Annotated in this window: 27 protein-coding genes; 16 read left to right on the forward strand and 11 right to left on the reverse strand. The window is 61.0% G+C overall.

What is annotated here, in order from left to right:
• Positions 1-18: 18 nt before the first annotated feature.
• Positions 19-300, reverse strand: a complete 282-nt coding sequence (locus tag PR017_RS09940; RefSeq protein WP_111223006.1) for a DUF2188 domain-containing protein — start codon at positions 298-300, stop codon at positions 19-21.
• Positions 301-604: 304 nt separating this feature from the next.
• Here PR017_RS09940 and PR017_RS09945 point away from each other — a divergent pair, with 304 nt between their 5' ends.
• Positions 605-1,606: a calcium:cation antiporter gene (locus PR017_RS09945; protein WP_425070026.1), complete on the forward strand. Its 1,002-nt coding sequence runs from the start codon at positions 605-607 to the stop codon at positions 1,604-1,606.
• Positions 1,607-1,797: 191 nt separating this feature from the next.
• Here the strand turns inward: PR017_RS09945 and PR017_RS09950 are convergent, their stop codons facing one another.
• Positions 1,798-3,000 carry a pyridoxal phosphate-dependent aminotransferase gene (locus PR017_RS09950; RefSeq protein ID WP_111222724.1) on the reverse strand — a complete coding sequence of 401 codons (1,203 nt, stop codon included), beginning with the start codon at positions 2,998-3,000 and terminating at the stop codon, positions 1,798-1,800.
• Positions 3,001-3,231: 231 nt separating this feature from the next.
• Here PR017_RS09950 and PR017_RS09955 point away from each other — a divergent pair, with 231 nt between their 5' ends.
• From PR017_RS09955 to PR017_RS09970, 4 genes are all read left to right on the forward strand, one after another.
• The gene (locus tag PR017_RS09955) at positions 3,232-4,377 is read left to right on the forward strand and encodes a PQQ-dependent sugar dehydrogenase (protein WP_240539154.1); all 1,146 of its coding nucleotides are present in this window, start codon (positions 3,232-3,234) and stop codon (positions 4,375-4,377) included.
• Positions 4,378-4,494: 117 nt separating this feature from the next.
• The gene (locus PR017_RS09960; RefSeq protein ID WP_111222722.1) at positions 4,495-5,385 is read left to right on the forward strand and encodes a DMT family transporter; all 891 of its coding nucleotides are present in this window, start codon (positions 4,495-4,497) and stop codon (positions 5,383-5,385) included.
• A gap of 406 nt (positions 5,386-5,791) precedes the next feature.
• Positions 5,792-6,007, forward strand: a complete 216-nt coding sequence (locus PR017_RS09965; RefSeq protein WP_111222721.1) for a cold-shock protein — start codon at positions 5,792-5,794, stop codon at positions 6,005-6,007.
• 137 nt (positions 6,008-6,144) lie between these two features.
• Complete coding sequence (locus PR017_RS09970) at positions 6,145-6,567, forward strand: BA14K family protein (RefSeq protein ID WP_111222720.1); 423 nt, start codon at positions 6,145-6,147, stop codon at positions 6,565-6,567.
• A gap of 60 nt (positions 6,568-6,627) precedes the next feature.
• Here the strand turns inward: PR017_RS09970 and PR017_RS09975 are convergent, their stop codons facing one another.
• On the reverse strand, positions 6,628-7,266 hold the full coding sequence (locus PR017_RS09975) for an MBL fold metallo-hydrolase (RefSeq protein WP_111223005.1): 639 nt from the start codon (positions 7,264-7,266) through the stop codon (positions 6,628-6,630).
• A gap of 234 nt (positions 7,267-7,500) precedes the next feature.
• Here PR017_RS09975 and PR017_RS09980 point away from each other — a divergent pair, with 234 nt between their 5' ends.
• Genes PR017_RS09980 through PR017_RS09995 form a run of 4 tightly spaced genes read left to right on the forward strand, consistent with a single transcriptional unit; the run spans position 7,501 to position 10,702 of the window.
• On the forward strand, positions 7,501-7,995 hold the full coding sequence (locus PR017_RS09980) for a MarR family winged helix-turn-helix transcriptional regulator (protein ID WP_111222719.1): 495 nt from the start codon (positions 7,501-7,503) through the stop codon (positions 7,993-7,995).
• Complete coding sequence (locus tag PR017_RS09985; RefSeq protein WP_111222718.1) at positions 7,996-8,697, forward strand: response regulator; 702 nt, start codon at positions 7,996-7,998, stop codon at positions 8,695-8,697.
• Positions 8,698-8,731: 34 nt separating this feature from the next.
• Positions 8,732-10,111: an ATP-binding protein gene (locus PR017_RS09990; protein ID WP_111222717.1), complete on the forward strand. Its 1,380-nt coding sequence runs from the start codon at positions 8,732-8,734 to the stop codon at positions 10,109-10,111.
• A gap of 9 nt (positions 10,112-10,120) precedes the next feature.
• Positions 10,121-10,702, forward strand: coding sequence for a DUF1349 domain-containing protein (locus PR017_RS09995; RefSeq protein ID WP_111222716.1), 582 nt, complete (start codon positions 10,121-10,123; stop codon positions 10,700-10,702).
• Between the two features lie 13 nt (positions 10,703-10,715).
• On the opposite strand, the gene PR017_RS10000 is transcribed toward PR017_RS09995, so the two are convergent.
• The 4 genes from PR017_RS10000 to PR017_RS10015 form a co-directional block, all read right to left on the reverse strand.
• Entirely contained in the window at positions 10,716-11,057 is a 342-nt protein-coding gene (locus PR017_RS10000; protein WP_111222715.1) for a tRNA-binding protein, read from the reverse strand.
• 16 nt (positions 11,058-11,073) lie between these two features.
• Positions 11,074-11,898: a pyrroline-5-carboxylate reductase gene (gene proC / locus PR017_RS10005; protein ID WP_111222714.1), complete on the reverse strand. Its 825-nt coding sequence runs from the start codon at positions 11,896-11,898 to the stop codon at positions 11,074-11,076.
• A gap of 1 nt (position 11,899) precedes the next feature.
• The gene (locus tag PR017_RS10010) at positions 11,900-12,400 is read right to left on the reverse strand and encodes a type III secretion system chaperone family protein (RefSeq protein WP_111222713.1); all 501 of its coding nucleotides are present in this window, start codon (positions 12,398-12,400) and stop codon (positions 11,900-11,902) included.
• A 386-nt stretch (positions 12,401-12,786) separates the two neighbouring features.
• Entirely contained in the window at positions 12,787-13,047 is a 261-nt protein-coding gene (locus PR017_RS10015; RefSeq protein ID WP_111222712.1) for an accessory factor UbiK family protein, read from the reverse strand.
• Between the two features lie 205 nt (positions 13,048-13,252).
• On the opposite strand from PR017_RS10015, the gene lgt reads away from it, so the two are divergent.
• The 6 genes from lgt (at position 13,253) to PR017_RS10045 (ending at position 19,294) form a co-directional block, all read left to right on the forward strand.
• Positions 13,253-14,110: a prolipoprotein diacylglyceryl transferase gene (gene lgt / locus PR017_RS10020; RefSeq protein WP_161959390.1), complete on the forward strand. Its 858-nt coding sequence runs from the start codon at positions 13,253-13,255 to the stop codon at positions 14,108-14,110.
• A 19-nt stretch (positions 14,111-14,129) separates the two neighbouring features.
• Entirely contained in the window at positions 14,130-15,230 is a 1,101-nt protein-coding gene (locus PR017_RS10025; RefSeq protein ID WP_111222710.1) for a class I SAM-dependent methyltransferase, read from the forward strand.
• Positions 15,231-15,320: 90 nt separating this feature from the next.
• The gene (gene pgeF, locus PR017_RS10030) at positions 15,321-16,118 is read left to right on the forward strand and encodes a peptidoglycan editing factor PgeF (RefSeq protein WP_111222709.1); all 798 of its coding nucleotides are present in this window, start codon (positions 15,321-15,323) and stop codon (positions 16,116-16,118) included.
• Between the two features lies 1 nt (position 16,119).
• Positions 16,120-17,271 carry a M24 family metallopeptidase gene (locus PR017_RS10035; RefSeq protein ID WP_111222708.1) on the forward strand — a complete coding sequence of 384 codons (1,152 nt, stop codon included), beginning with the start codon at positions 16,120-16,122 and terminating at the stop codon, positions 17,269-17,271.
• Between the two features lie 94 nt (positions 17,272-17,365).
• A complete protein-coding gene (locus tag PR017_RS10040; RefSeq protein WP_111222707.1) occupies positions 17,366-18,256 on the forward strand; it encodes a hypothetical protein in 891 nt (296 codons plus the stop codon).
• A 105-nt stretch (positions 18,257-18,361) separates the two neighbouring features.
• Positions 18,362-19,294 carry a ribose-phosphate pyrophosphokinase gene (locus PR017_RS10045; protein ID WP_111222706.1) on the forward strand — a complete coding sequence of 311 codons (933 nt, stop codon included), beginning with the start codon at positions 18,362-18,364 and terminating at the stop codon, positions 19,292-19,294.
• Between the two features lie 26 nt (positions 19,295-19,320).
• On the opposite strand, the gene PR017_RS10050 is transcribed toward PR017_RS10045, so the two are convergent.
• The 4 genes from PR017_RS10050 to PR017_RS10065 all read right to left on the reverse strand — a co-directional run bounded on the left by PR017_RS10050 (position 19,321) and on the right by PR017_RS10065 (position 24,061).
• Complete coding sequence (locus PR017_RS10050) at positions 19,321-19,707, reverse strand: DUF779 domain-containing protein (protein ID WP_111222705.1); 387 nt, start codon at positions 19,705-19,707, stop codon at positions 19,321-19,323.
• 74 nt (positions 19,708-19,781) lie between these two features.
• Complete coding sequence (gene adh / locus PR017_RS10055; RefSeq protein WP_111222704.1) at positions 19,782-21,290, reverse strand: aldehyde dehydrogenase; 1,509 nt, start codon at positions 21,288-21,290, stop codon at positions 19,782-19,784.
• Positions 21,291-21,527: 237 nt separating this feature from the next.
• Entirely contained in the window at positions 21,528-22,487 is a 960-nt protein-coding gene (locus PR017_RS10060; RefSeq protein ID WP_111222703.1) for a GAF domain-containing protein, read from the reverse strand.
• A gap of 119 nt (positions 22,488-22,606) precedes the next feature.
• Entirely contained in the window at positions 22,607-24,061 is a 1,455-nt protein-coding gene (locus PR017_RS10065) for a hypothetical protein (RefSeq protein WP_111222702.1), read from the reverse strand.
• A gap of 462 nt (positions 24,062-24,523) precedes the next feature.
• Here PR017_RS10065 and PR017_RS10070 point away from each other — a divergent pair, with 462 nt between their 5' ends.
• Positions 24,524-25,144 (forward strand): 50S ribosomal protein L25/general stress protein Ctc, encoded by a 621-nt coding sequence (locus PR017_RS10070; RefSeq protein ID WP_111222701.1) that lies wholly within the window; start codon positions 24,524-24,526, stop codon positions 25,142-25,144.
• Positions 25,145-25,284: the final 140 nt, after the last annotated feature.

Here is a 25,284-nt window from a genome sequence, read left to right on the forward strand (position 1 = left end):
GGCGGGCCGTCATTTCGCTCAAGCGTCCGGGGATGGGCCCTTGCCGCTCTTCGTCCAGCTGCTATCGACGACCTCGGTTTCCGGCCGGTCGCCGCCGTCGGTATATTCCTCGTGCCACTTGCCCTTGGCATCCTGATAGCTGATCTCGGCCGGCTCGCCGCCCACCTGCTGTTCCGCCGCTACGATGCGCGCCGCCTGCAGCGCATCGGAATGCGTCGGAAATGTCTCCGAGTAGACGTCCAGAAACTTGTAGGCCCAACCGCCATCATGAGGAACGACTTCGTAGGTGACCTTGACCATATCCATGTCTCCCGTTTCCTGCCCATACCGTCTGCCTTCCCGATAAATCGAGCACGCAGACAAGGCCCTCCCAAGCCTGTTGGCACTATCCCACCAAATGCCCTCAACTTCAACTTGAGCGGCCACCGACGCTTGATGTAGCGCCTCATTGCTTTAGATAGGACGAAACACAAAAGGGGCCGGGGGCCCGACAAAGGGGCCGGGGCCGTTGACGATATCGACTATTCTGAAAGAAGAGCGGCTGTTGCTGGTCGCCGTTGCAGTGGCTGTCGCCGCGTATTTCCTCGAGCATGCCGTGCTCGAGATGGGCCAGATGGCAGCTGTGATTGGCGCGGTCGTCTTGATCGCTACCATTGTCATCGCCTCGATGCGCGTCGCCCACCATGCCGAAGTCCTGGCGACAAAGGTCGGCGATCCCTATGGCACGATGATCCTGACACTGGCCGCCGTTGCCGTCGAAGTCATCATCCTCGCTATCCTGATGACCGGCGAGCCCTCCCCGACGCTGGTGCGCGACACCATCTATTCCGCAGTCATGCTCGACATCAACGGCATTCTCGGACTGGCCGCCCTGCTGGGCGGGCTGAAGCATGGCGAGCAGTCGTACAATGACGATTCCGGCAAGACCTACGGCGTGATGATACTCACGGCCATCGGCATATCGATGATCGTCCCGGAATTCGTGCCGCATGACAAATGGCATTACTATTCCGCCTTCACGATTTTTGCGATGATCGCGCTCTACGCGCTCTTCCTGCGCATGCAGGTCGGCCAGCACAGCTATTTCTTCAGCTACAGCTATCCACGCACAGAGAAGAAGCGCAGCACGCACGAGGCCGAGGAGACGGAAGATTCGACCACCGCATCGATCGTCACAATCCTGGTCGGTGTCGTCATCATCGGGGTGCTGGCGGAATTCATGTCGGCCTTCATGAGCGTCGGCCTGAAAGATACCGGTGCGCCACCGGCCGTCGCCGCTGTCGTCGTCGCGGCAATCTCCGCCGCCCCCGAAATTCTCACAGCCCTCCGCGCAGCGCTGCGCAACCGCATGCAGGCGACCGTCAACATCGCCATGGGCGCATCGCTTTCGACAGTGATCCTGACCGTACCCGTCATGGAAGGCATCGCCCTCTACACCGGCCAGCCCTTCATCATGGCGATGTCCCCGGTTCAAACCGTGATGGTCGTCATCACTCTCGTCGCCGCCGCCATCAATCTCAACGACGGCGAGACAAACGCCATCGAAGGCATGACCCATTTCATCCTCTTCGCCACCTTCGTGATGCTGACCGGGTTAGGGCTTTGACTGCGATATCAAGGCGATAGGTGCGCGGGCGGAATCACGCCGGCAGCGAGTTCATGCGGGATGGCAGGTTGGATACCCGGCTTGCATTTGGATCCTCGGGTCAAGCCCGAGAATGACGACGCCGAGGCGGATGGGTAAGAAAAAGGCCCGCCATTGCTGACGGGCCTTCCAAACCTCGGTTTATCCAATCCTTACTTGCAGGCGCCGCAGAAGCGCTGGATGCGGCGGCAGGCTTCCTCGAGCAGATCTTCAGATGTCGCGTAGGAGATGCGGAAGTTCGGGCCGAGGCCGAAGGCCGAACCGTGGACGACGGCGACGCCTTCGGACTCAAGCAACTCCGTCACGAAATCCTCGTCGTTGGCGATGACCTTACCCGAGGGCGCAGTCTTGCCGATCAGGCCGGCGCAGGACGGATAGACGTAGAAAGCGCCTTCTGGAACCGGGCAGGAAATGCCCTTCGCCTGGTTGAGCATGCCGACGACCAGATCACGGCGGCCCTCGAAGATCTTCTTGTTGGCGGCAATGAAATCCTGCGGACCGTTGAGCGCCTCGACAGCCGCCCACTGGGCAATCGACGAAGCACCAGATGTCTGCTGGCCCTGGATCATGTCCATGGCCTTGATAAGCGACAGCGGGCCGGCAGCGTAGCCGATACGCCAACCGGTCATCGCATAGGCCTTGGAGACACCGTTCATCGTCAGCGTCCGCTCATAGAGCGAAGGCTCGACCTCCACCGGAGTGACGAATTTGAAATCGCCGAAAGTCAGGTGCTCGTACATGTCGTCGGTGAGGACCCAGACATGCGGATGCCGGACCAGCACGTCCGTCAGCGCCTTCAACTCGGCGTGGCTGTAGGCAGCGCCCGTCGGGTTGGACGGCGAGTTGAACAGGAACCATTTCGTCTTCGGCGTGATCGCCTTTTCGAGATCGGCTGCCGTCAGCTTGAAATTGTTTTCCTGGGTCGCCGCCACGAAGACGGGCGTACCGCCGCACAGAGCCACCATCTCCGGGTAGGATACCCAGTAAGGTGCCGGGATGATGACTTCATCGCCCGCGTTCATCGTTGCCATGAAAGCATTGAAAAGAATCTGCTTTCCACCAGTGCCGACGATTGTCTGCTCCCAGCTGTAGTCGAGGCCGTTCTCGCGCTTGAACTTCGCGGCAATCGCCTTGCGCAGTTCAGGGATGCCGGAGACAGGCGTGTACTTCGTCTCGCCGCGATTGATCGCGTCGATGGCGGCCTGCTTGATGTTGTCCGGCGTGTCGAAGTCCGGTTCGCCGGCGCCGAGCCCGATCACATCGCGTCCCTTGGCTTTCAGCTCGCGCGCTTTCTGGGAAACGGCGATGGTGGCGGAAGGCTTCACACGGGAAAGAGCGTCGGCAAGAAAGGCCATGATGATCGGTCCTATTCGGTTGAGACAACAGAAACGCTGTGGGACCAGTTTTCTGCGGTAAGGTCTATGTCGAATGTACAGCCGCGTTTCAAGCAGAAAGGCGTCACCGGGACGTTATTTGTGTAACTCGCGCGCGCGGCCTATCACACGATGGCGTGAGACGCGGCGGCGATGGCTTGAACCTGCCCTCACCGCCTCCAGATCACTGGCTATCAATCCCGGGAGAAACCGATGACCCTGTCAACCAGAATGCGCGTCGCGATGCTATCGGCAGCACTGCTGTCTGCCGGACCTCTGGCGGCCGCCGACGACATGGAGGTCATCAAGACGGACAAGGTCCGCGTCCAGGTCGAAACGATTGCCAGCGGATTGGACCATCCCTGGGCAGTCGAAGTTCTCCCCGATGGGGCCTATATCGTGACCGAACGGCCGGGCGCGCTCAGGATCGTCCGCAACGGCACGATCGAGGCACCGATCTCCGGCCTGCCGAAGATCGCGGCAAACGGTCAGGGCGGGCTGCTCGACATCGCCCTCGATCCGCAATTTGCCACCAGCCGCACCCTGTATTTTACCGCCACCATTGCCGGGCCCGGCGGAACCGGCACCGCTGTCTACAGCGCACGTCTCTCCCCGGACGAAAAGCAGTTGACGGACGTCAAGCGCCTGTTCCTGATGAACCGCCTCAGTGGCGGCGGGCTGCAATTCGGCGCTCGCATCGCCATAGCGGCCGATGGCAGCCTGTTCGTCGGTCTTGGCGATCGTGGCGAGATGGATCGCGCCCAGGATTTCGAGGATGACGCCGGCTCCATTATCCACATCAATGCCGACGGCAGCATACCGGCCGACAATCCGTTCAGGAAGAATCCAAAGGCGCTGCCCGAAATCTGGTCCAAGGGTCACCGCAACCCGGAAGGGCTCACCTTCGACAGCGCCGACGGAACGCTGTACAGCGTCGAGCACGGCGCAAAGGGTGGCGATGAGATCAACCACCCCGAGGCCGGCAAGAATTACGGCTGGCCTGTCATCACCTACGGCCGTGACTACTCCGGCGAAAAGATCGGCGTCGGCACTGAAAAGGAGGGCATGCAGCAGCCGCTGTTTTACTGGGATCCTTCGATCGCGCCTGGCGGACTTGCCGTCTATCGCGGCAAGATGTTCCCCGAATGGAACGGCGACTTCCTGGTGGCCGCGCTGAAATTCAAGCTGCTTTCGCGGCTGGAAAAGGATGCCTCCGGAAAAATAGTCGAGCGCGAGAGGATGTTCACCGGCGCGTTCGGACGGCTGCGGGATGTCATCGTCGCCCCCGACGGCGCAGTACTTCTCACAACCGATGCAACGGACGGCGCGCTCATACGGATTTCCCGCGCCGTCGACTGAGCCCTGCAGCCGCCCAACCTGACCTTGCCTGCCTGAAAGGCAGCTGCTAACACGCAGCATTCCATCAGGGTGCACTCGCGCCTAGTCTGCCCTCCCCATAAGTTCCAGTTGCATGACATGACGCGCGTTCAGGCGAATCTTCTTCTATTGCTCGCAGCCGCGATCTGGGGCGGCGGCTTCGTCGCCCAGTCGACGGCGATGCAGGCCATCGGGCCGCTCTGGTTCATCGGCCTGCGCTTTGCCGTGGCCGCAGTCGTCATCCTTCCCTTTGCCTGGTTCGAAAACCGCCGTGCCACCACCCCCATCAGCCCGAAACACTGGCGCGCATTTATCCTGATCGGTCTTGCGCTATTCGGCGGTGCGGCGACACAGCAGATCGGGCTCCTGACGACCAGCGTCACCAATTCCAGCTTCATCACAGGCCTCTACGTCGTCTTCGTGCCGCTGATCGCCGTCGGCATTCTGCGGCGCCCGCCGCACTGGATCGTCTGGCCGGGCGCCCTGATGGCGCTGCTGGGCATCTTCCTGCTTTCGGGCGGCTCGCTTTCGCGGCTGACGGTCGGCGATCTGCTGACGGTCGCCTGCGCCATTTTCTGGGCCATCCAGATCACACTCGCCGGCACCGCCGTGACCGAGAGCGGCCGGCCGCTGATGCTGTCTGCCGTACAATTCGCCGTCAGCGCCGTGGCGGGGCTTGTCATCGCTGCAGCGCTGGAGCCGATCAGCTTGGACATCATACGCGCCACGCTCGGTGAAATCCTCTATGTCGGCGTTTTTTCGTCGGGGCTCGCCTTCGCCCTGCAGGTCATCGGCCAGCGCTATACGACGTCGTCGCAGGCAGCGATCTTCCTATCGTCGGAAGCGCTGTTTGGCGCCTCGCTCGGAGCGCTTCTCCTGGGGGAAACCATCTCGCCGATCGGCTACGTCGGCTGCGCCCTGATGTTTGCCGCCATGCTCGTCGTCGAGATCGTCCCCGAGGTTCTCCGGCGACGGGAACGCACCGGCTGAATTCGTGAGAAAATTTGCGCGCGGAATTCGTCATCGACGATGCAAAAAAGCTATGCGTGGCTGCGTTGAGGAAAATTGTCACCACGGCAACGCACCCCGCGCATATCCTAGGATCAAGGCGCTTCCGACGCTTTAAAGTTTCCCTTGCCAAAGGCGAACAAAGACAGCACACTTGACCCGTTCAGGCGTTTTACGAGCTTGGAAAGTCCTAAAAAGAATTGCGCACCGGGAACGCAAATATTCCGGTCCGCCTCGTCCAAGAGCGATGTTTACAGGTCGTCTTTGGGCAAGGCTGAGAGACGGGACAATTCCATCAAATTCGAGAACCGCCTGAAAACTCCCGCAAGGGGTTGAGACACTGGTGCTGTCCGCAGGCATGGCGGGCAGAGAGAGAGGGACATAGGGCATGGCCGAGACTGGCATCGTGAAGTTTTTCAACATCGACAAGGGCTTCGGCTTTATCAAGCCTGACAACGGCGGCGCGGATATCTTCGTGCATATCTCTGCCGTACAGGCCTCCGGCCTGGATGGACTGACCGAAAACCAGAAGGTCAGCTTCGATACAGAGCCGGATCGTCGCGGCAAGGGACCGAAGGCCGTCAACCTGCAGGTTTCCGCCTAAAAATGGTCTCCGTCTTTAAACAAAACTTAGGCGGAGAGAGCCGTTAATATTCAGTCTGGGTTCACCTTGCTGCCGCTAGATTGGCACAATCGAAGCATACGAAACAATCGTTCAAGTTTCTCTGCAAGGACAGGACCATGAAGACTCTCGGAAAGACCATTCTCTTGTCGGCCGCAGCTGTCGCGTTGACGGTGGCGTCCTTGACACCGGCTGCTGCCGACGATCGCTGGCATCATCACGGCAACGGCTGGGGCTTCGGCGCTGCGGGCCTCGCCACCGGCTTGATTGTCGGCTCGGCTATCGCCAGTCAGCCACGCTATGTCGAGCCCGGTTATTACTATGACGACGGCTACGCGCCGCCGCCACCGCCGCGCTACTATTACCCGCGGCGCGCATACTACGCACCGCCACCCCCGCCACCGGCCTATTATGCTGGCGGGCTGCGTCCGTGGTCGCCTCAGTGGTCGCGGTATTGCTATGATCGGTATGCCACTTTTGACGGCCGCACCGGCACCTATGTCGGCTACGACGGTGCACGTCACTTCTGCACCGCCGGCTGAGCAATCATCCGCCATCCTACAAAAGCGTCGCCCTTCGGCGGCGCTTTTTTTATGCCGAGATCACAGACCCCGCAGGTAGGGATTGCTGCGGCGCTCCTCGCCGATCTGCCCACCCGGGCCATGGCCGCAAATGAAGCCGACGGCATCGCCAAGCGGCAGCACCTTGTCGCGAATGGAGTCCAGCAGCTGCTGGTGATTGCCACCCGGGAGATCCGTACGCCCGATCGAGCCGTGAAATAGCACGTCGCCGACATGTGCGAAATTCTGCACCTTGTTGAAATATATGACGTGGCCGGGCGAATGGCCGGGCGTATGGAACACCTGGAACTCGTGCTCGCCAAAGGAGACGGTATCGCCGTCCTTGAGGAAGCGGTCTGGCGTGACGTTCTGGACACCCTCGATATTGAAGGCACGACCGCGATCCTCGATCATCCCAAGCAGTGGCAGGTCGTCCTCGTGGGGCCCGATAATCTCCAGCCCCAGCGCCTCCTTGACCTCCTTGGCACCGCCTGCGTGGTCGATATGACCGTGGGTCAGCCAGATCTCCTTCAGCGTGATGCCGTTTTCCTTGACGGTCTGCAGGATCACGTCGACATCGCCGCCGGGATCGACCAGTACCCCCTCCTTGGTGTCGGGATCGAACAGGATGGTGCAGTTCTGCTGGAAGGGAGTTACCGGAATGATGCCGGCCTGGAGCATGCCCATGGACGCCTCGCGCGTTGAGTGACGATAAGGATCGATATAACGTCAAATGCCGGCCGGGGCAGCCCAGAGACGATAGAAAAGAATGCTCTGTCCTATCCTCTCCTCCGCCGACAGGTGGGCAGCCGGGCTAAAACCCTGCAAACCCTCGATGACGTTCATTCCGTGAACGACACCGCCGCCGCTGTGCGCTAGGTTATCCCTGTCCCAAAAGAGGAAGGATCTGCCAAGGTGCCACGCCAGACGAACGAGAACGAGAAATCGGACCTGCTGTCGACGCCGCTCCAGGATACCGGCGGCATCGATTTCGAGATCATTGAGCTTCTCTTCTTCGCCTATCGCGATTTCGTCTCGGATCCGGACGCAATTCTGGCCATCGGCGGCTTTGGCCGGGCTCACCACCGCGTGGTGCATTTCGTTAACCGTGAACCGGGCATGACCGTTGCGGACCTTCTGGAAACTCTCAAGATCACCAAGCAGAGTTTGGCTCGGGTGCTCAAACAGTTGATCGATTCGGGATATATTCATCAGGTTGCCGGCGACGAAGACCGGCGACAGCGCAGGCTTTATCCAACCAGGACAGGGCGCGACCTGGCACTGGCACTGGCCGAGCCGCAATCGCGCCGTATTGAAAAGGCATTCGAAGGAAGTTCGGCTCCGGCGCGAGACAGCGTCAAGGCCTTCCTGCGGGGGATGCAGGATCGACAGAAAAACGAGACGGATTGAATGACGACAAAAATGCCCATTTCGGACGATGCCGCGCACCTTCTGGTGGTGGACGACGACACCCGCATCCGGGTTCTTCTCAACCGCTACCTGATGGAGAAAGGCTTTCGCGTGACTGTTGCCGCCGAAGGCGCAGAGGCCCGGCGCAAGCTCGAGGGTCTGGATTTCGACCTGATCATCATGGACGTCATGATGCCCGGCGAATCCGGTATCTCGCTCACCGCGGCGCTGCGCGAGATCAAGAATATCCCGATCATCATGCTGACGGCTCTCGCCGAATCCGATTCCCGCATTGCTGGCCTGGAGGCAGGCGCCGACGACTACCTCTCCAAGCCCTTCGACCCGCGCGAACTCGTCTTGCGCATCACCAATATCTTGAAACGAAACTCGCCGGCCGATGCACCGAAGATCGAACAGGTGATGTTCGGCCCCTATACCTTCTCGCTGTCGCGCAAGGAATTGAAGCGCGCCTCCGAGGTCATACGCCTGACCGATCGCGAGCAGGACATCATGCTGCTGTTTGCAAGGAAAGCCGGCGAAACCATTCCGCGCCATGAATTGATCGGCGACGATGCCGATGTCGGCGAGCGCACCATCGACGTCCAGATCAACAGGCTGCGCCGCAAGATCGAGGACGATCCTGCAAACCCCGTCTGGCTTCAGACGGTGCGCGGTATAGGCTACCGTCTCAGCATCGACTAAACTGAAGCGGACAGAGCCGGCAGGACCCGTAACGATGGCAGCATTCGACACGATCAGGCGCAACCACGAGCACGTGCCGACGTCCCGCGTCAAATCGGCGAACCGCTGGCTGCGCCGCCGCCTGCCGACCGGTCTCTATACGCGCTCGCTGCTGATCATCATCATCCCGATGATCCTGCTGCAGGCTGTCGTCGCTGCCGTGTTCATGGAGCGCTACTGGCAGATGGTGACGCAGCGGTTGTCGATGGCGACAACCCGCGATATCGCCAGCATCATCGACATCATCCAGACCTATCCCCAGGATGCCGACTACACCGAAGTCACCCGCATCGCCCGCGACAAACTCGGGCTCAGCATCTCTGTCGAGGCGAACAGCGAGCTGCCGAGGCCGCTTTCGAAACCGTTCTTTTCCATCCTCGACGATATCCTCAGCGAGGAAATCCACGAGCAGATCAACCTGCCCTTCTGGATCGATACGGTCGGCGATTCCGGTGTCGTTGAAATCCGCATCAAGCTGAAGGACAAGGTCCTGCGGGTCTTTGCCCGCCGCAGCCAGACCTACGCCTCGAATACCCAGATCTTCATCTTCTGGATGGTCGGCACCTCGCTGGTGCTGATCGTCATCGCAGTTCTGTTCCTGCGCGGCCAGATCAGGCCGATCGAGGCGCTGGCCCGGGCTGCCGAGAGCTTCGGCAAGGGCCAGAAGATGGAAGCCTTTCTGCCACGCGGCGCCGACGAAGTCCGCAGGGCCGGCCTCGCCTTCATCCTGATGCGCGAGCGCATCGAGCGCCAGATCGAGCAGCGCACGGCCATGCTGAGCGGTGTCAGCCACGACCTGCGCACGGTGCTCACCCGCTTCAAGCTGCAACTGGCGCTGGCCGGCGACAATCCGGACCTCGCAGGCCTCAACGAAGACGTCGAGGACATGCAGAGCATGCTTGAGGGCTACATGGCCTTTGCCCGCGGCGAAGCGGAAGAAGACGTCGGAAACTTGAAGCTGACCGATCTTTTCGACCGCCTGGAGGTCGATTTCAGCCTGCATGGCAAGTCGTTCGCCTATGAGATCGAAGGCGACAACGTCGTCTCCGTGCGCCCCAACGCCTTCAACCGGCTGGTGACCAACCTTGCCTCAAATGCCCGGCGCTACGCCAATACCCTGCGGATAGACGCCAAGCACAGCGCGCGCTGGCTGACGGTCGTTTTCGACGACGACGGCCCCGGCATTCCAGCGGCCAACCGCGAGGACGTCTTCAAGCCGTTCTTCAGGCTCGATGCCGCACGCAATCTGGACAATTCCGGCACGGGCCTCGGTTTGTCGATAGCACTCGACATCGCCCGCAGCCATGGCGGCAACATCACACTCGGGGACAGCCCGCTGGGCGGCCTGAGAGCCACCGTCCGTATTCCTGCCTGAGGAGGCCCTATGACGCTTGATCTTACAGCCATGACCTGGCTGAATGAGCCGCCTTTATCGGAAATGCGCGGCGGGCGGCTATTCGTCCGCTCCGGCGAAAAAACCGACTTCTGGCAGGGCACCTATTACGGTTTCCACCGCGACGACGGCCACTTCCTGCACCAGCCGCGCCACGGCGATTTCACCGCCAGCATCAGCTTTTCGGGCCGTTACGAACATCTCTATGACCAGGCGGGCTTGATGATCCGCCACGACGCGACGCACTGGGTCAAATGCGGAATAGAATTTACCGATGGTGCCAAGCACTTCAGCGTCGTCGTCACCAACGGGCATTCCGACTGGTCGGCTTTCAGGCTGGATCAGGACTTCGATGCCTTGTCGGTACGAGTGACCCGCAACGGCGACGCTCTGTTCATCCAGTACCGCACGGACGCAGTGACCGACTGGCACATGGCAAGGCTCGCCTATTTCGACCCGGCGATCACAGAGTTGATGGTCGGCCCGGCCTTCTGCTCACCGCAGCGCGCCGGCTTCGAAGCGGAATTCTTCGACTTCAGCGTCACCGACCCGGTGTCGCGGGATATCCACTGAGCGGCAATGCCGTTCACATCATCCGGCGCCCGTTCGGCGTGCCACGCTCGACAGCGGCAAGCACGATGGCGCCTGCCTCATCCTCGAAACCGAGAGTGAGCACTTCCGAGCGGAATGGCCCGATCTGGCGGGGCGGGAAATTGACGACGCCGAGCACCTGGCGACCGATCAACGTTTCAAGCGTGTAATGGACGGTGATCTGTGCCGAGGATTTCTTGATGCCGATCTCCGAGCCGAAATCGATTTTCAGCTTGAAGGCCGGCTTGCGTGCTTGCGGAAAATCCTCCGCCTCGACGATCGTGCCGACGCGGATGTCTACCTTCTCGAAATCGCCATAGGTGATCTCTTCGGTCATGGGGAGCTCCGTTGTGTCAGCCAGCCAGTTCCTGCGCGCGCAGGCGGGCAGCGGCAATCGCCTCGTCGAACAACGGCTGCATGCCGTCCTCTGCCATCAGCACGGCGAGGGCCGCTGCGGTGGTGCCGCCCGGCGAAGTGACGTTCTGGCGCAGCCTCGAAGCATCGTCGGGGAGCTGGTGAAGAAGTTCGCCAGCTCCCGCGACGGTTTCCCGTGCGAGACGCATGGCGAGGTCCGCCTGCAGGCCGAGCTTGCGACCTGCCTCCGCCATGCATTCCACGAGATAGAAGACATAGGCCGGTCCGCTGCCGGAAACAGCCGTGACGGCATCGATATCGGCTTCTTCGGGCACCCATTCGACCGGGCCGGAGACTTTCAAGAGGTTCTGGACGATCTGCCGACGGCGCTCGTCTGTCGCCTCGTTGGCATAGGCGCCGGTGACGCCACGACCGACCATGGCCGGCGTGTTCGGCATGGCGCGGACCATGGCTGCCTTGCCGAGATGGGTCTCAAGGAAAGCCAGCGTCTTGCCGGCCGCGACCGAGACGACGACTGTCTCAGTGCCCACGGCATGGCGCAGCGACGGCAGGACCGCCTCCATCACCTGCGGCTTCAGCGCCAGAAAAAGCACGCCGGCCTCGATGCCCTCGGGCAAACTGGTAACATGCCGGGCTCCGGCTTCCGCAATCATTGTCAGCATCGGGGCTGCCGGACCCGGATCGACGACGATCACCGAACAACCGGCAACACCGCTCTTCAGCCAGCCCGTCAGCAGCGCGCCGCCCATATTGCCAGCACCGACCAGAACGATCGGACGCGAGGGAGCGGCGGCAGGCGTCATATCAGCACTCACCGACAGTTTCGAACAACACAGCTTCCATCGCGCTCTTGGCCTCCATGCCGGACCAGACGACGAACTGGAAGGCCTGGTAATAGGCTTCGCAGGTTTCAAGACCGTTGGAAAGCAACACCTCGACCTGGCGGTTGGTAGGCTCGGCACCGCCGGCGAGCAGCAGCGACTGGCGGAAGATCACCACGTCTTCCTGGCGCCACAGGTCGAAATGCCCCATCATCACCTGGCCGTTGATGCAGGAGAGCAGACGGATGACTTCGTTGACGCGGGTTTCGGCGACCTTGATGTCGAACGCGCAGGCAATGTGCAGAGCCTCGCACTCTTCCATCCATGAAAACGACACGTGATAATCGGCCCAGTGGCCGGCCACGGTCATTGCGATCTCGTCTTCGCCCGACCTCTCGAAGGACCAGTCGTTATTGGCAGCGACGAACTCGATCATGTCGACCGGGTTGGACTGGCGCTCAAGTTCAATTTCCATCAGGCTCATACAGCACCTTTTCAACCGGAGTGGATGCAGCTGCTTGTGCTTCAACACACTACCTGCAGACAGTAACTCCGGCACAACCACTGGGATGATGTTGAACGGGGCCAGTATATCGTGACCACCATGCCCGGAGCTTACCAAGGCCGTTCCGAATCATCATTTAAAATCAGTGTATAGGCGCTGTCGGCCGGCGCCATCCCCTCAAATTGCAATTCCCCGATCCACCTGTGGAAAGGTGTTGCGAGATCGATTCAGAAGCGAGTCATAAATGACTCTGGCAATTGAGTTTTTTGTACATGTCCACAGGTCTTAAAAAATTCGTTCAAATAGTAACAAAACGGGCATGGCGGAGATACGCCATGCCCGTCGAACCGGCCTCTGGGCTGAAATCATTTGCCCTTGGCGGAAAACTTTGCCTCGAGCGCTTCGATGCGGGCCTTGAGCGCCTCGTTTTCGTCGCGCGCCTTGACCGCCATTTCGCGCACGGCTTCGAACTCCTCGCGCTTGACGATGTCCATGCTGTTGAGCCAGCGTTCGGCCTGGGCATTGAACGCGGTTTCGATTTCGCGGCGGACGCCCTGCGCGGCGCCAGCGGCATCGGTCATCAGCTTGGCGAATTCATCCATGATGCGGTTCGGTCCTGTGGTCATGCTGCTCTCCTTTGCGGCCAATGGCCCGGTGAAGGGTTCTCTCCTCCAAGATAGTGTTGAGTTAGGATTTCGGAAGTCCCGTTGCAAGCGGTTTAAGCCGTGGGCAACTCAGCGTGGCGCTTGCAATTGTCATGGTTCGGTTTAATCGACATCATCATGCCTCGTTTCGGCAGCATCTTTCGCGCGCATCACTGGATGGATAACCTTGCAGACACCCGCCCTTCTTATGGCACTGATCCCTTTTCCGGACATCGATCCGGTGGCCTTCTCCATAGGTCCGCTGGCGATACACTGGTACGGACTTGCCTATGTCATCGGCATCCTGCTGGGCTGGGGCTACGCAAGGCGGCTGGTCACCAACGAACGCCTGTGGCGCGATGGCAAGGCGCCGATGACCGTTGCCCATCTCGATGATTTCGTTGTCTGGATCGCACTCGGCATCGTGCTCGGCGGACGCATCGGCTACGTGTTGTTCTACGACATGCAGGCTGTCAGCGAAAATCCGCTGCGCGCATTCGAAATCTGGAACGGGGGAATGTCGTTCCACGGCGGCCTTATAGGCTCGACCGTTGCGATGATCCTGTTCTCCCGCCGCAATGGCATTCCGATGTGGAGCCTGTTCGACGTCATCGCCACCGTCGTGCCAATCGGGCTGTTCTGCGGACGCATCGCCAATTTCGTCAACGGCGAGCTCTGGGGTCGCGTGTCGACGGTGCCGTGGGCTATCGTGTTTCCGACAGGCGGACCGCTCAGCCGTCATCCGAGCCAGCTTTATGAGGCGGGGCTCGAAGGCATCGTGCTGTTCCTGGTGCTGTTTGTCATCACCCATTGGCTGCTGACCCTGAAGCAGCCGGGCCTGACCAGCGGCATTTTCGTCACTGGATATGCCCTGTCGCGCATCTTCGTCGAGTTCTTCCGCGAACCGGATGCGCAGCTCGGCTATCTCCTCGGTACCGACTGGCTGACCATGGGCATGGTGCTGTCGCTGCCGATGATCCTGCTCGGTCTCTGGGCTGCCATTCGTGCTGTCCGGTCCAATGCCATACGTCGACAGCCAGTCTGAGCGTTTCGGGGGAGATGCGATGACAACCGCGCTAGGGGAAAAGATCAAGACCATTATCCGCGCCAACGGGCCGATCAGCGTCACCGATTATTTCTCGCTGTGCCTCGCTGACCCGCAGCACGGCTACTACCGTACGCGCGAACCCTTCGGCCCGTCCGGTGACTTCGTGACCGCGCCAGAGGTCAGCCAGCTCTTCGGCGAGATGATAGGCGTCTTCATGGTGCATGCCTGGCAGCGCCACGGTACGCCGCCGGGTGTGCGTCTTGTCGAGATCGGCCCCGGTCGCGGCACGATGATGTCCGACATGCTGCGCGTCATCCGGCGCCTGGCACCGCTGCTCTACGACAGCATGCAGGTGCATCTGGTCGAAACCAGCGAACGACTGCGCGACATCCAGCAGGAGACGCTGCAGTCCCATGGCGCCAAGGTCGCCTGGCACGTCGATTTCAACGACGTCCCCCATGGCTTCACGCTGCTGGCCGCCAACGAACTGTTCGATGCCATCCCGATCCGCCAGTTTGTACGCACCGCGACGGGCTTTCGCGAGCGGGTGGTGGTGCTCGACATCGATGACGAACTCAGCTTTGCCGCCGGCACCGCAACCCTCGATCCAGCCCTTATGCCGGAATCCGCACCCAAGACGCCGCTCGGCACTGTCTTCGAAATCGCCCCTGCCCGCCAGGCGGTGATGAGCGCCATCTGCGAGCGGCTCGGCAGCAATGGCGGCACTGCCGTCATCATCGACTACGGCCATCTGTCTACGGGTTTCGGCGACACGCTGCAGGCCGTGCGGATGCATGAATACGATCCGCCGCTCGCCCATCCCGGCGAAGCGGACCTCACCAGCCACATCGATTTCCAGAGCCTCGCCGAAGCAGCGCTCGCCGAAGGCATCCACGTCAACGGTTGCGCCTACCAGGGCGATTTCCTGATAGGGCTCGGACTGGCGGACCGCGCCGGTGCGCTTGGCCGGGGACAGGACGGCACGGTGCAGCGCGATATCCAGCTAGCCGTGGACCGGCTGGCCGGCGCTGGCGAAGGCAAGATGGGGGAACTGTTCAAGGTGCTCGCAGTTTCCAGTCCGGCCATCGACCTGATGCCGTTCCGCCCGGTGGATTGACAGCCCGCCTGCCGTGGGGAAAACATCCGCGCCATCGAAGCAGCGGACCGCACGCCAGGCAACGGCTGCGCAAGCCAGACGAAACCGGACGTGAAGGACGACGCATTGCTGCAACCCCTGGAAAGCCCGCTGCTGGCGGCAATCGGCCGCCCCGGCATCCGCCACGGCTATTTTACCCGACAAGGCGGCGTCTCCGAGGGTATATATCGCGGCCTCAATGTCGGGCTCGGCTCCCGCGATGAGCGGGCTGCAGTCGAGGAAAACCGCCGCCGGGTCGCTGCATGGTTCGGCCAGCCGGTCGAAAAGCTCGCCACCGTCCATCAGATCCACTCCGCCGACGTCGTTACTATCGATGCCGGCTATGACGGCACAAGGCCGCAGGCCGACGCGCTGGTGACAGCCGTACCCGGCATAGTGCTCGGCGTGCTGGCAGCCGATTGCGGCCCGATCCTTTTTGCCGATTCCAAGAACCGGGTGATCGGCGCAGCCCACGCGGGATGGAAGGGCGCACTGACAGGCGTACTCGAAAACACCATCGACGCGATGGTGGCGCTTGGCGCCGAGCGCAGATCAATCGTTGCCTGCCTCGGCCCGTCGATCAGCAGCAGCAGCTACGAAGTTGGCCCGGAGTTCGTCGAACGCTTCCTCGCCCACGATCCGGCCTACACGCGCTATTTCTCAGGCTCGGCCAATCAGGGCCACGCGATGTTCGACCTGCCGGCCCTGACCGTCGACCGGTTGACGGCAGCCGGCGTCACGGCCGAAAGCCTCGGCCTCTGCACCTACCCCGATGCCGGCCGCTTCTTCTCCTATCGCCGCACGACCCACGAGCGCCAGGAAGACTACGGCCGGCAGATCTCAGCCATCGCAATCGAGGACACGTTTTAACATGGCCCTGCACTTCCAACGCACCGAATTCGCCGACCGACTCGTAAAGCTGACGGCAAAGATGGAAGAAGAGAAGCTCGACGCGATGCTTCTCTTTGCCCAGGAGAGCATGTACTGGCTGACCGGCTACGATACCTTCGGCTACTGCTTCTTCCAGACGCTCGTGGTAAAGGCCGACGGTACGATGACGCTGCTGACCCGTTCTGCAGACCTGCGCCAAGCGCGCCAGACCTCCGTCATCGAAGACATCCACATCTGGGTCGACCGCATCAATGCCGACCCGACGCTCGACCTGAAGAACCTGCTGAGCGAAATGGACCTGCTCGGCGCCCGCATCGGCGTTGAATACGACACGCACGGCATGACCGGCCGCGCCGCACGCCTGCTCGACGATCAACTGACGTCGTTCGCCCAGCTGGTCGATGCCTCCTACCTCGTCGGCCGTCTCCGGCTGGTGAAGAGCCCGACCGAACTTGCCTATGTCGAGCGCGCGGCAGCCCTTGCCGACGACGCGCTGGATGCGGCGCTGGCATTAACCGGGTCCGGCGGCGATGAAGCCGCGATCCTTGCCGCCATGCAGGGCGCGGTTTTCTCAGGCGGCGGCGACTATCCGGCCAATGAATTCATCATCGGCTCCGGCATCGATGCCCTGCTCTGCCGCTACAAGGCGGGCCGCCGCAAGCTGGATGCCAACGACCAGCTGACGCTGGAATGGGCCGGAACCTACGCCCACTACCATGCTGCCATGATGCGCACGATCGTCGTCGGCGAGCCGACACATCGCCATCGCGAGCTGTTCAGCGCCTGCCTCGAAACCATTCAGGCGATCGAGACCGTGATGAAGCCGGGCCATAACTTTGGCGACGTGTTCGACATGCATGCGAGGATCATGGACGAGCGCGGCCTGGCGCGGCACCGTCTCAATGCCTGCGGCTATTCCCTCGGCGCCCGCTTCTCGCCCTCGTGGATGGAACAGCAGATGTTCCACATCGGCAATCCGCAGGAGATCGAGCCCGGCATGTCGCTGTTCGTTCACATGATCATCATGGATTCCGACACCGGCACGGCGATGACGCTCGGCCAGACCTACCTCACGACCGCAGACGCTCCCAAAACTCTTTCGCGCCATCCGCTCGAATTTCTTAACCGATAAGGCGTATCCTGTCTCTTCGAGCGGGAACGAGGATCAAGCCGATGCTGTCCTGTCACCCGCCGGCTCAACCGGGCGATGAAGGGACGCAGGAACCATGGTGTCTGTCAGGTCGATACCGATCATCGTGGTCGCATTCGCGGCCTTGTCCGCCTGTAACACGACCGATGCGCTGACACCTCGGGTCGGTATCGGCAACGATGTCGCCTCCGCCCCGGTCACCCAGCGCGAGGTAGAGCGGATGGCGGCGGCGCCTCACCAGCCGACTTACGGCGCCCAGACCCAGGACAGCTATCAATCCAGCTACCAGCAGCAGGGCTACAGCACCACCGGCAGCTCATCCGCAACGCTTGACGAGCAGGCCGATGCATTGCGCAGCGGCAGCCGCAACCCGGTTGCGTCCAAACCGCTCCACGATGGCATGTCGCAGGGTCAGGACACTGAAAATTCCCTGCCGTCGCAATCCGACGAGCAACGCGAGGCCGAGCGCCGACTGGGCGACCCGCAGCCTGCGCAAGAACAACAACAGGCCGCCGAGCAGAGCGACCAATCCAACGCTGGGCAGCAACAGCCCGATGGCGAGCAACAGCAGGCATCGCTGCCGCCGGCTGCAGCGAGCGACGGCAACACCATCCGCTTCCTGCCGATCATCGGAGGACCGGTTGAGGCCGTCACGCCGCTGTCGCGACAGCTGGGCGTCGAGGCGCGCGCCAACGGGCTGACGATCAAGGGATCGGGCGACACCGCCGCAGCCTACATTCTGAAGGGCTACCTCACGACCTTTGCAGACGGCCCCCAGATCACCGTCTCCTACGTCTGGGACGTGCTGGACAGCAATGGCGGACGCCTGCACCGTATCCAGGGCACGGAGAGCGTACCGCTGAAGCGCGGCGATCCATGGGCCGCTGTTCCACCATCCGTCATGCAGAAAATCGCCTCGAAGACGATCGCCGAATTCAATGGCTGGCGCCAGACACGCGGTGGATAGCATCCCCCCTACACACAATTCTGGGCTCCACTTGTCCTAAGCCCTTGCATTCGAGACCGGGGCGGTTAAAAGCGCGGCTATCAAACTGGAAATGGGCGGACCAAAATGAAGGTTTTCGCAGGGAACTCGAACCGGCAACTTGCCGAAGCGATCTGCAATTATCTCAACGTGCCCTTGGGCAGGGCAACTGTCCGCAGGTTCGCCGACCAGGAGATCTTCGTCGAGATCCAGGAAAACGTCCGCGGCGAGGACGTCTTCCTTGTGCAGTCTACCTCTTTCCCGACGAACGATCACCTGATGGAACTGCTGATCATGATCGACGCCATGCGCCGCTCGTCAGCACGACGCATTACTGCAGTTATCCCTTATTTCGGTTATGCCCGCCAGGATCGTCGCGCCTCCGGCCGTACACCTATTTCAGCCAAGCTCGTCGCAAACCTGATTACCGAGGCCGGCGCCGACCGCGTGCTGACGCTCGACCTGCATGCTGGCCAGATCCAGGGCTTCTTCGACATCCCGACCGATAATCTTTATGCCGTGCCGGTTCTGACGCGGGACATCAAGGCGAACTACGACATCAGCAACGTCACAGTTGTTTCCCCCGACGTCGGCGGTGTGGTCCGCGCCCGAGCGCTCGCAAAACGCCTCGACTGTCTGCTGGCGATCGTTGACAAACGTCGCGACCGTCCCGGCGAGTCCGAAGTCATGAACATCATCGGTGACGTTCAAGGCAAGGATTGCATCCTCATCGACGACATCGTCGATTCCGGCGGCACGCTTTGCAATGCCGCCGATGCGATGCTGGCCCAAGGCGCTGCCAGCGTCACGGCATACATCACACACGGCGTACTGTCCGGTGGAGCCGTCACCCGCATCACCTCGTCCAAGCTGAAGGAACTTGTCATCACGGACACGATCCAGCCGACGACAGCGGTGCAATCCGCCCACAACATCCGCGTTCTCTCGACGGCCAGCCTGATGGGCGAGGCAATCAACCGTACCAGCCAGGAAGAATCGGTTTCCAGCCTGTTCGACTGAGGCCGCCTACCGAAAATCCATAGTTCCTAGACCCTTTTCACCAAGGGGATCGCGCAGGCTTCGCCTCCGTCGAACATCCTCGAGCGCGTCAGAAACCGTTTCTCGCGGCCATTGTCGAGCGAGAACATGCCGCCCCTGCCCGGCACTACGTCGATGATCAGTTGCGTGTGCCGCCAGGCTTCGAACTGGCTGCCGGATATGTAGACCGGGACACCGCCGATCTCGCCGAGCTTCACGTCATGATCGCCGATCATGAACTCCTCCACCGGGTAGCACATCGGCGATGATCCATCGCAGCAGCCACCGGACTGGTGAAAAAGCACGTTCGGATGATCGACCTGGATTTCGCGTATTAACTGCAGCGCCGCATCGGTCGCCAGAACCCGCGGTTCGCCATTGATGGTTTCGGACATCTTACCTCCTGCAAACGCATTGCCCTCCCCCTTTTCAGGGAGAGGGCCGATACCTTCAACCATTCGCACCGCTCTCAAAAGAAACCGAGTGCCTTGGTGCTGTAGCTCACCAGCATGTTCTTGGTCTGCTGGTAATGATCGAGCATCATCTTGTGGTTTTCACGGCCGACGCCCGACTGCTTGTAACCGCCGAATGCCGCATGGGCAGGATAGGCGTGGTAGCAGTTGGTCCAGACACGTCCCGCCTGGATTTCGCGGCCAAAGCGGTAGCATCGGTTGGCATCGCGGCTCCAGACACCGGCACCGAGGCCGTAGAGCGTGTCGTTAGCGATCTCGAGCGCTTCCTTATCGTCCTTGAAAGTCGTCACCGAGACCACGGGGCCGAAGATCTCTTCCTGGAACACCCGCATCTTGTTGTGACCCTTGAAGATCGTCGGCTTGACGTAGAAACCGTTGGCGAGTTCGCCGCCGAGGTCATTGCGCGAGCCTCCGGTCAGCACTTCCGCGCCTTCCTGCCGGCCGATGTCGAGATAGGCGAGGATCTTCTCCAGCTGCTCGCTGGAGGCCTGCGCGCCGATCATCGTGGCGCTGTCAAGCGGGTTGCCCTGCTTGATCGCCTCGACGCGCTTGACGGCCTTTTCCATGAACCGGTCATAGATGGATTCCTGGATCAGCGCCCGGCTGGGGCATGTGCAGACTTCGCCCTGGTTGAGCGCGAACATCGCAAAGCCTTCCAGCGCCTTGTCGAGGAAATCGTCGTCCTGCGACATGACGTCGTCGAAGAAGATGTTCGGCGACTTGCCGCCCAGTTCCAGCGTCACGGGGATGAGGTTTTGGCTGGCATACTGCATGATCAGCCGACCCGTCGAGGTTTCGCCGGTGAAGGCAATCTTGGCGATGCGCGGGCTGGTGGCCAGCGGCTTGCCAGCTTCAAGGCCAAAGCCATTGACGATGTTGAGAACGCCGGCAGGAAACAGGTCGCCCACCATTTCGGCCCAGATCAGCAGCGACGCCGGCGTCTGTTCGGCAGGCTTGATGACCACGCAATTGCCGGCGGCAAGCGCCGGCGCGAGCTTCCAAGCGGCCATCAGGATCGGAAAGTTCCATGGAATGATCTGGCCGACGACACCGAGCGGTTCATGAAAATGGTAGGCGACCGTGTCGTGGTCGATCTCGCCGATCGAGCCTTCCTGTGCACGGATGCAGGCTGCGAAATAGCGGAAATGGTCGATCGCTAGCGGAATATCGGCCGCCATGGTTTCGCGGATCGGCTTGCCGTTATCCCAGGTCTCGGCCTTGGCGAGCAGCTCGAGATTGTCCTCCATGCGCTGCGCCACCTTCATCAGGATGTTCGAGCGCTCCGTGGTCGACGTCTTGCCCCAGTTATCCTTGGCGGCATGGGCGGCGTCGAGGGCAGCGTTGATATCCTTCTCGTCGGAGCGAGGAATTTCGCAGAGCTTGCCGCCGGTCACGGGCGTGGTGTTGTCGAAGTATTTTCCGGAGATCGGCTCGCGCCACTGGCCACCGATGTAGTTGCCGTATTTTAGCTTGAACGGCGACTCGACGATTTTCTGATGCAGCATGTCATTCTCCCTGAGTGAACTGATCCTGCGGATCGATGGGAGGAACCTGCACCCGGAAAGGGGCCTGAGGTAGAGCCGGCAATCAATGCCGCAGTGCACAGTGTTTCACTTGTGAGACAGGATGATGCCTATGCGACAGGCAAACGATCACGCGATAGGCAACATCCACCCGACAGGGACGGTTCACGCAGCCTCATGAGCCTGGGTTCCAGCCACGTCCGTCGGGGCCGGCTGAAATCAGTGAAGCGCAAGCTTCTTCATCTTGCGGTGCATCGTCGCGCGACTGATGCCGAGTTGCTGGGCTGCCTGTGAAACGTTGCCGTGATTGCGCGACAGCACGCGGCGCAGGGCTGCGCGCTCGGCTGCCATGAGGTCAGCGCCATCGTCGCTGCGGTCCTCGTGCAAGGCATCAGATGCCGGCAGTCCAGCCTTTATCCGGGCATCGTCGAGTTTGAGCGCCAGCCTTGCAGCGCGGGTGGCGCCGAGAATGAGGTCGTCCTTGTCAACGGCCAGAAGCGCTGCCGCCGGATTGCTGCCGCTTGGAACCATAACGATCCGGGAGCCGCGAAACGCGCTACGGAAGAGATTGGTCTCGATGCGCAGCGCGGCATCGCGCACCGCCTGCGACAGGATGGCGAGCGCCATTTCATTGACGTCCTCGCGGCAGGTCGAAATATCGAGCGCGGCCGTCAGCTGCCCGCGATGATCGCGGATCGGCGCGGACGTACAGCTGAGATTGATGTTCGAAGAGAGAAAATGCTGGTCGCGGTAGACCGTCACCGAACGCTCGTCGGCCAGTGCTGTGCCGATGCCATTGGTCCCGGCACTGGCTTCGCTCCAGACAGCACCAGGCCAAAGCCCGAGGCTGCGAAAATCCTTGTCCTCGCTGCCCGTTCCGCGCCGCTCCAGCGCAACGCCCTTGCTGTCGGTGAGAAGCAGGCAGCAACCGGCCTTGCCGACCGTCAGGAACAGGCGGTCGAGCTCGTCGGTCGCTTCGACGATGAGCTGCGCAGATTGCTCCCTTGCCAGCCGAAACTCCTGCTCCGTCAGCCGCAGCGGCGCGCAGTTCTGCTCCGGCGCCAACTGGTACATCGACATGCAGCGGTGCCAGGAGGCTATGATTGGTGAACTCGCCGCGGCCGATTTCAGCTGCGCGCTGGCGTAGACTCGCTCCGCATGAGCAATCTCATTGTGCATGCGCCCCTCCCAAGGCTTCGAAGCTGAAATCTTCGCGCGAAACGCTGGCAAGCGCAATGCCTAAGTGCAGCATGCCGGTGGTATCGGCGCGTGGACAGCTTCTCCGCGAAAAGCGGTCGTCATTTTGCCGGTGTGATCACCTGGCCATTGACGGTGAAGGCGCCATCCTCGGTCACAGTGACATCCCAACGCTGCCGGCCGTCCGGATCGGTCTTGGCAAATCCCTTGGCCATCATCATCCCAAAGGAGATCTGGTTAAGCTCAGCGTCAGTCTTTGCGGCATTCTGCACGAAGGCGATGGTCTTGTCGTAGTCGCGGGAAAGCACGCTCATCTGCAATGCGTAGCGATTGGTTTGCTGAAGGTTGGAGACAACCTTGCCCGACACGGAGATGTCGTAGACGCTGGAAACTGCACTGATCTCGGGAAAATCGATCGTCAGCTTGTCGGTTGGAAAGATCGCACTGCCTATTTTGCGGCCATTTTCAGTCGACAGGCCCTCCGGCGTCGAGAAATCGGTCTTCAGCAGCATGTCAGCGGCTGCCGCAAAGTTCATGTCGGGGATACCGACTTCAACCACGGTCGTGTCGGGCACCAGCGCCTCGTAACCCTCCGGTACCAGCCCGGAAGCAAGTTTCAGCTTCTCCGCCCTCAGCCCGAAGCCGATGCTGGACGCTTCGGTCAGGCCGTTCATCTTGAAGGAGTAGGTCAGCTTGTCCAGCGAAGCCGTCCCGACATCGGTCAAAACCGAGAGATTGCTGGCGACGGCGGTCTCCTCAAGCGAGCCGAAAAGCGGCAGCGCATTGCGCACCAGCTTCTGGAATTTTTCGCCACCGCTCTTCGACAGCTTCTTGGCTTCGGCGTGTTCGAAGGCAAAACGGATGAGATCGCGCAAAGCATTGATTGGCACGCCGGTCGCCTTGGCGTCGAATGTCAGATTGTCCGCCTTCATCTCGGCATTTCCCGAGGCCTGGCCGGCGATCTTCTCGTAAAAGCTGGGCATCGCGCCGCTGGCGATCATATCGACGGTGCCGGGCTTTGCCGTGTCGATGGACGAGAACTTGTAGGTCATGCCGGCAGCACCGGCCTCGACCTTCTGAGCGCCCGAGATCGAGGACATCCTGAAGTCCCGCGCCGTCGCATCCAAGGAGCGCATGTAGCTGATCGCCGGATCGAACACCCCGCTGTAGACCATCGACCCCATCTGATATTGAATGTCGGTCGCCGGCCCGTCGCCCAACTTGGAATGAGCCGAAATATCGACGGAGTTGTCACCATCGATGTTCCACAAGCCCTTTTCCGCAGGCGCCGCGAACATCGTCAGCGGCTTCAGACCGGAAATCGTGAAATCCGGGGAAGGAAAACGGTCGAGCAGCTTCGTGAGATCGTAGGTAACCTCGTAGCGATTGCCGATCGGCTTGACGGAGAGAAAAGTGCTGGCGATATCGTGGGGAAGGAACGCGCTGAGCGAGTTGCGCAGATCCTTGGCACCCTGCTCGTTCACCTCGGCGCCGTAAGATGCGCCCGAAACTCCTGTGGTCAGAACGATTGCAGCAGCGATGGTCCGGTAACGCATAACAACTCTCCCTTTGCCGTTGCACCGGGCGACTGTGAAAGACGACGCTGCAACCTGTCAACCGCCGATCTGCCTAAACCGGACCGCCTGAACAACTTATCCCGTGTCCCAAACTGCCTGCTGCAGAAACCGGCACCGCGCTCTTCCCGCATAGCCTGCGCGTCCAACGCTGCGGGAACGATCTCTACATGTTACAATATTGCGCAGCCTGCGGGCCCCGAACGGTCTCAAAATACCGTCCACACAATACGCGTCAAAACTGCTTTTCGGCGCAGATATCGCGCTTTTGTCGCCATGCGGCCGGTAGTATTGCGTTTTGCAGTCTTTTGCCCTATACGCCACGCGTCCGCGCAGACACCCTTGGAGGCAATGCGGATGGGGCCGGTTTCGGCCGTCCTCCGGTCTTGCCACGCGGTTCACCGCAAAGGCCAAGACTCTCCAGTAATCTTGAAAGGAATTGCCATGAGCAACCAAAGCTATCAGCTCAAGGCCGACGCACGCGAACGGGTCGGTAAGGGGTCCGCCCGTGAACTTCGCCGCAAAGGTCTCATTCCTGCTGTCATCTATGGCGACAAGCAGGCTCCCGTTTCCATCACCTTGAACACCAATGAAGTCACCAAGCGCGTTCACGCCGGTGGCTTCCTGACAACGATCGTCACGGTCGAAGTCGACGGCAAGTCCTACCGCGTCCTGCCGAAGGACTACCAGCTCGACCCGGTCCGCGACTTCGTTCTGCATGTCGATTTTCTGCGCGTCTCCGGCAACACCCAGGTGACCGTTGAAATCCCGGTTCACTTCCTCAACGACGACAAGGCACCTGGCATCAAGCTCGGCGGCGTTCTCAACATCGTTCGCCATGCAGTTGAAGTGACCTGCCCTGCCGACAAGATCCCGGAATTCTTCTCGGTCGACCTGACCGGCCTGAAGATCGGCGACAGCATCCACATTTCGGACGTCACACTTCCGCAGGATGTACAGCCTGTGATCACAGATCGTGACTTCACGATCGCCACCATCGTTCCCCCGGTAGTCGGCGTCACTGAAGACGAAACGACAGGGGAAGAAGGCGCTTCGGAAGAGTAAGCTTTTCCGAAATCGTCGAAGAAATCAGAACCCGCCATCCTCGCTGGACGGCGGGTTTTTTCGTGCCTGCAGCCAGCTGTGGACCAGCGGCCTCGGGCACTGAGATACCACACCGTTAACCCCGCCGTTTCAGCAACCCT

Source organism: Rhizobium tumorigenes (assembly GCF_003240565.2).
Taxonomy (GTDB): domain Bacteria; phylum Pseudomonadota; class Alphaproteobacteria; order Rhizobiales; family Rhizobiaceae; genus Rhizobium; species Rhizobium tumorigenes.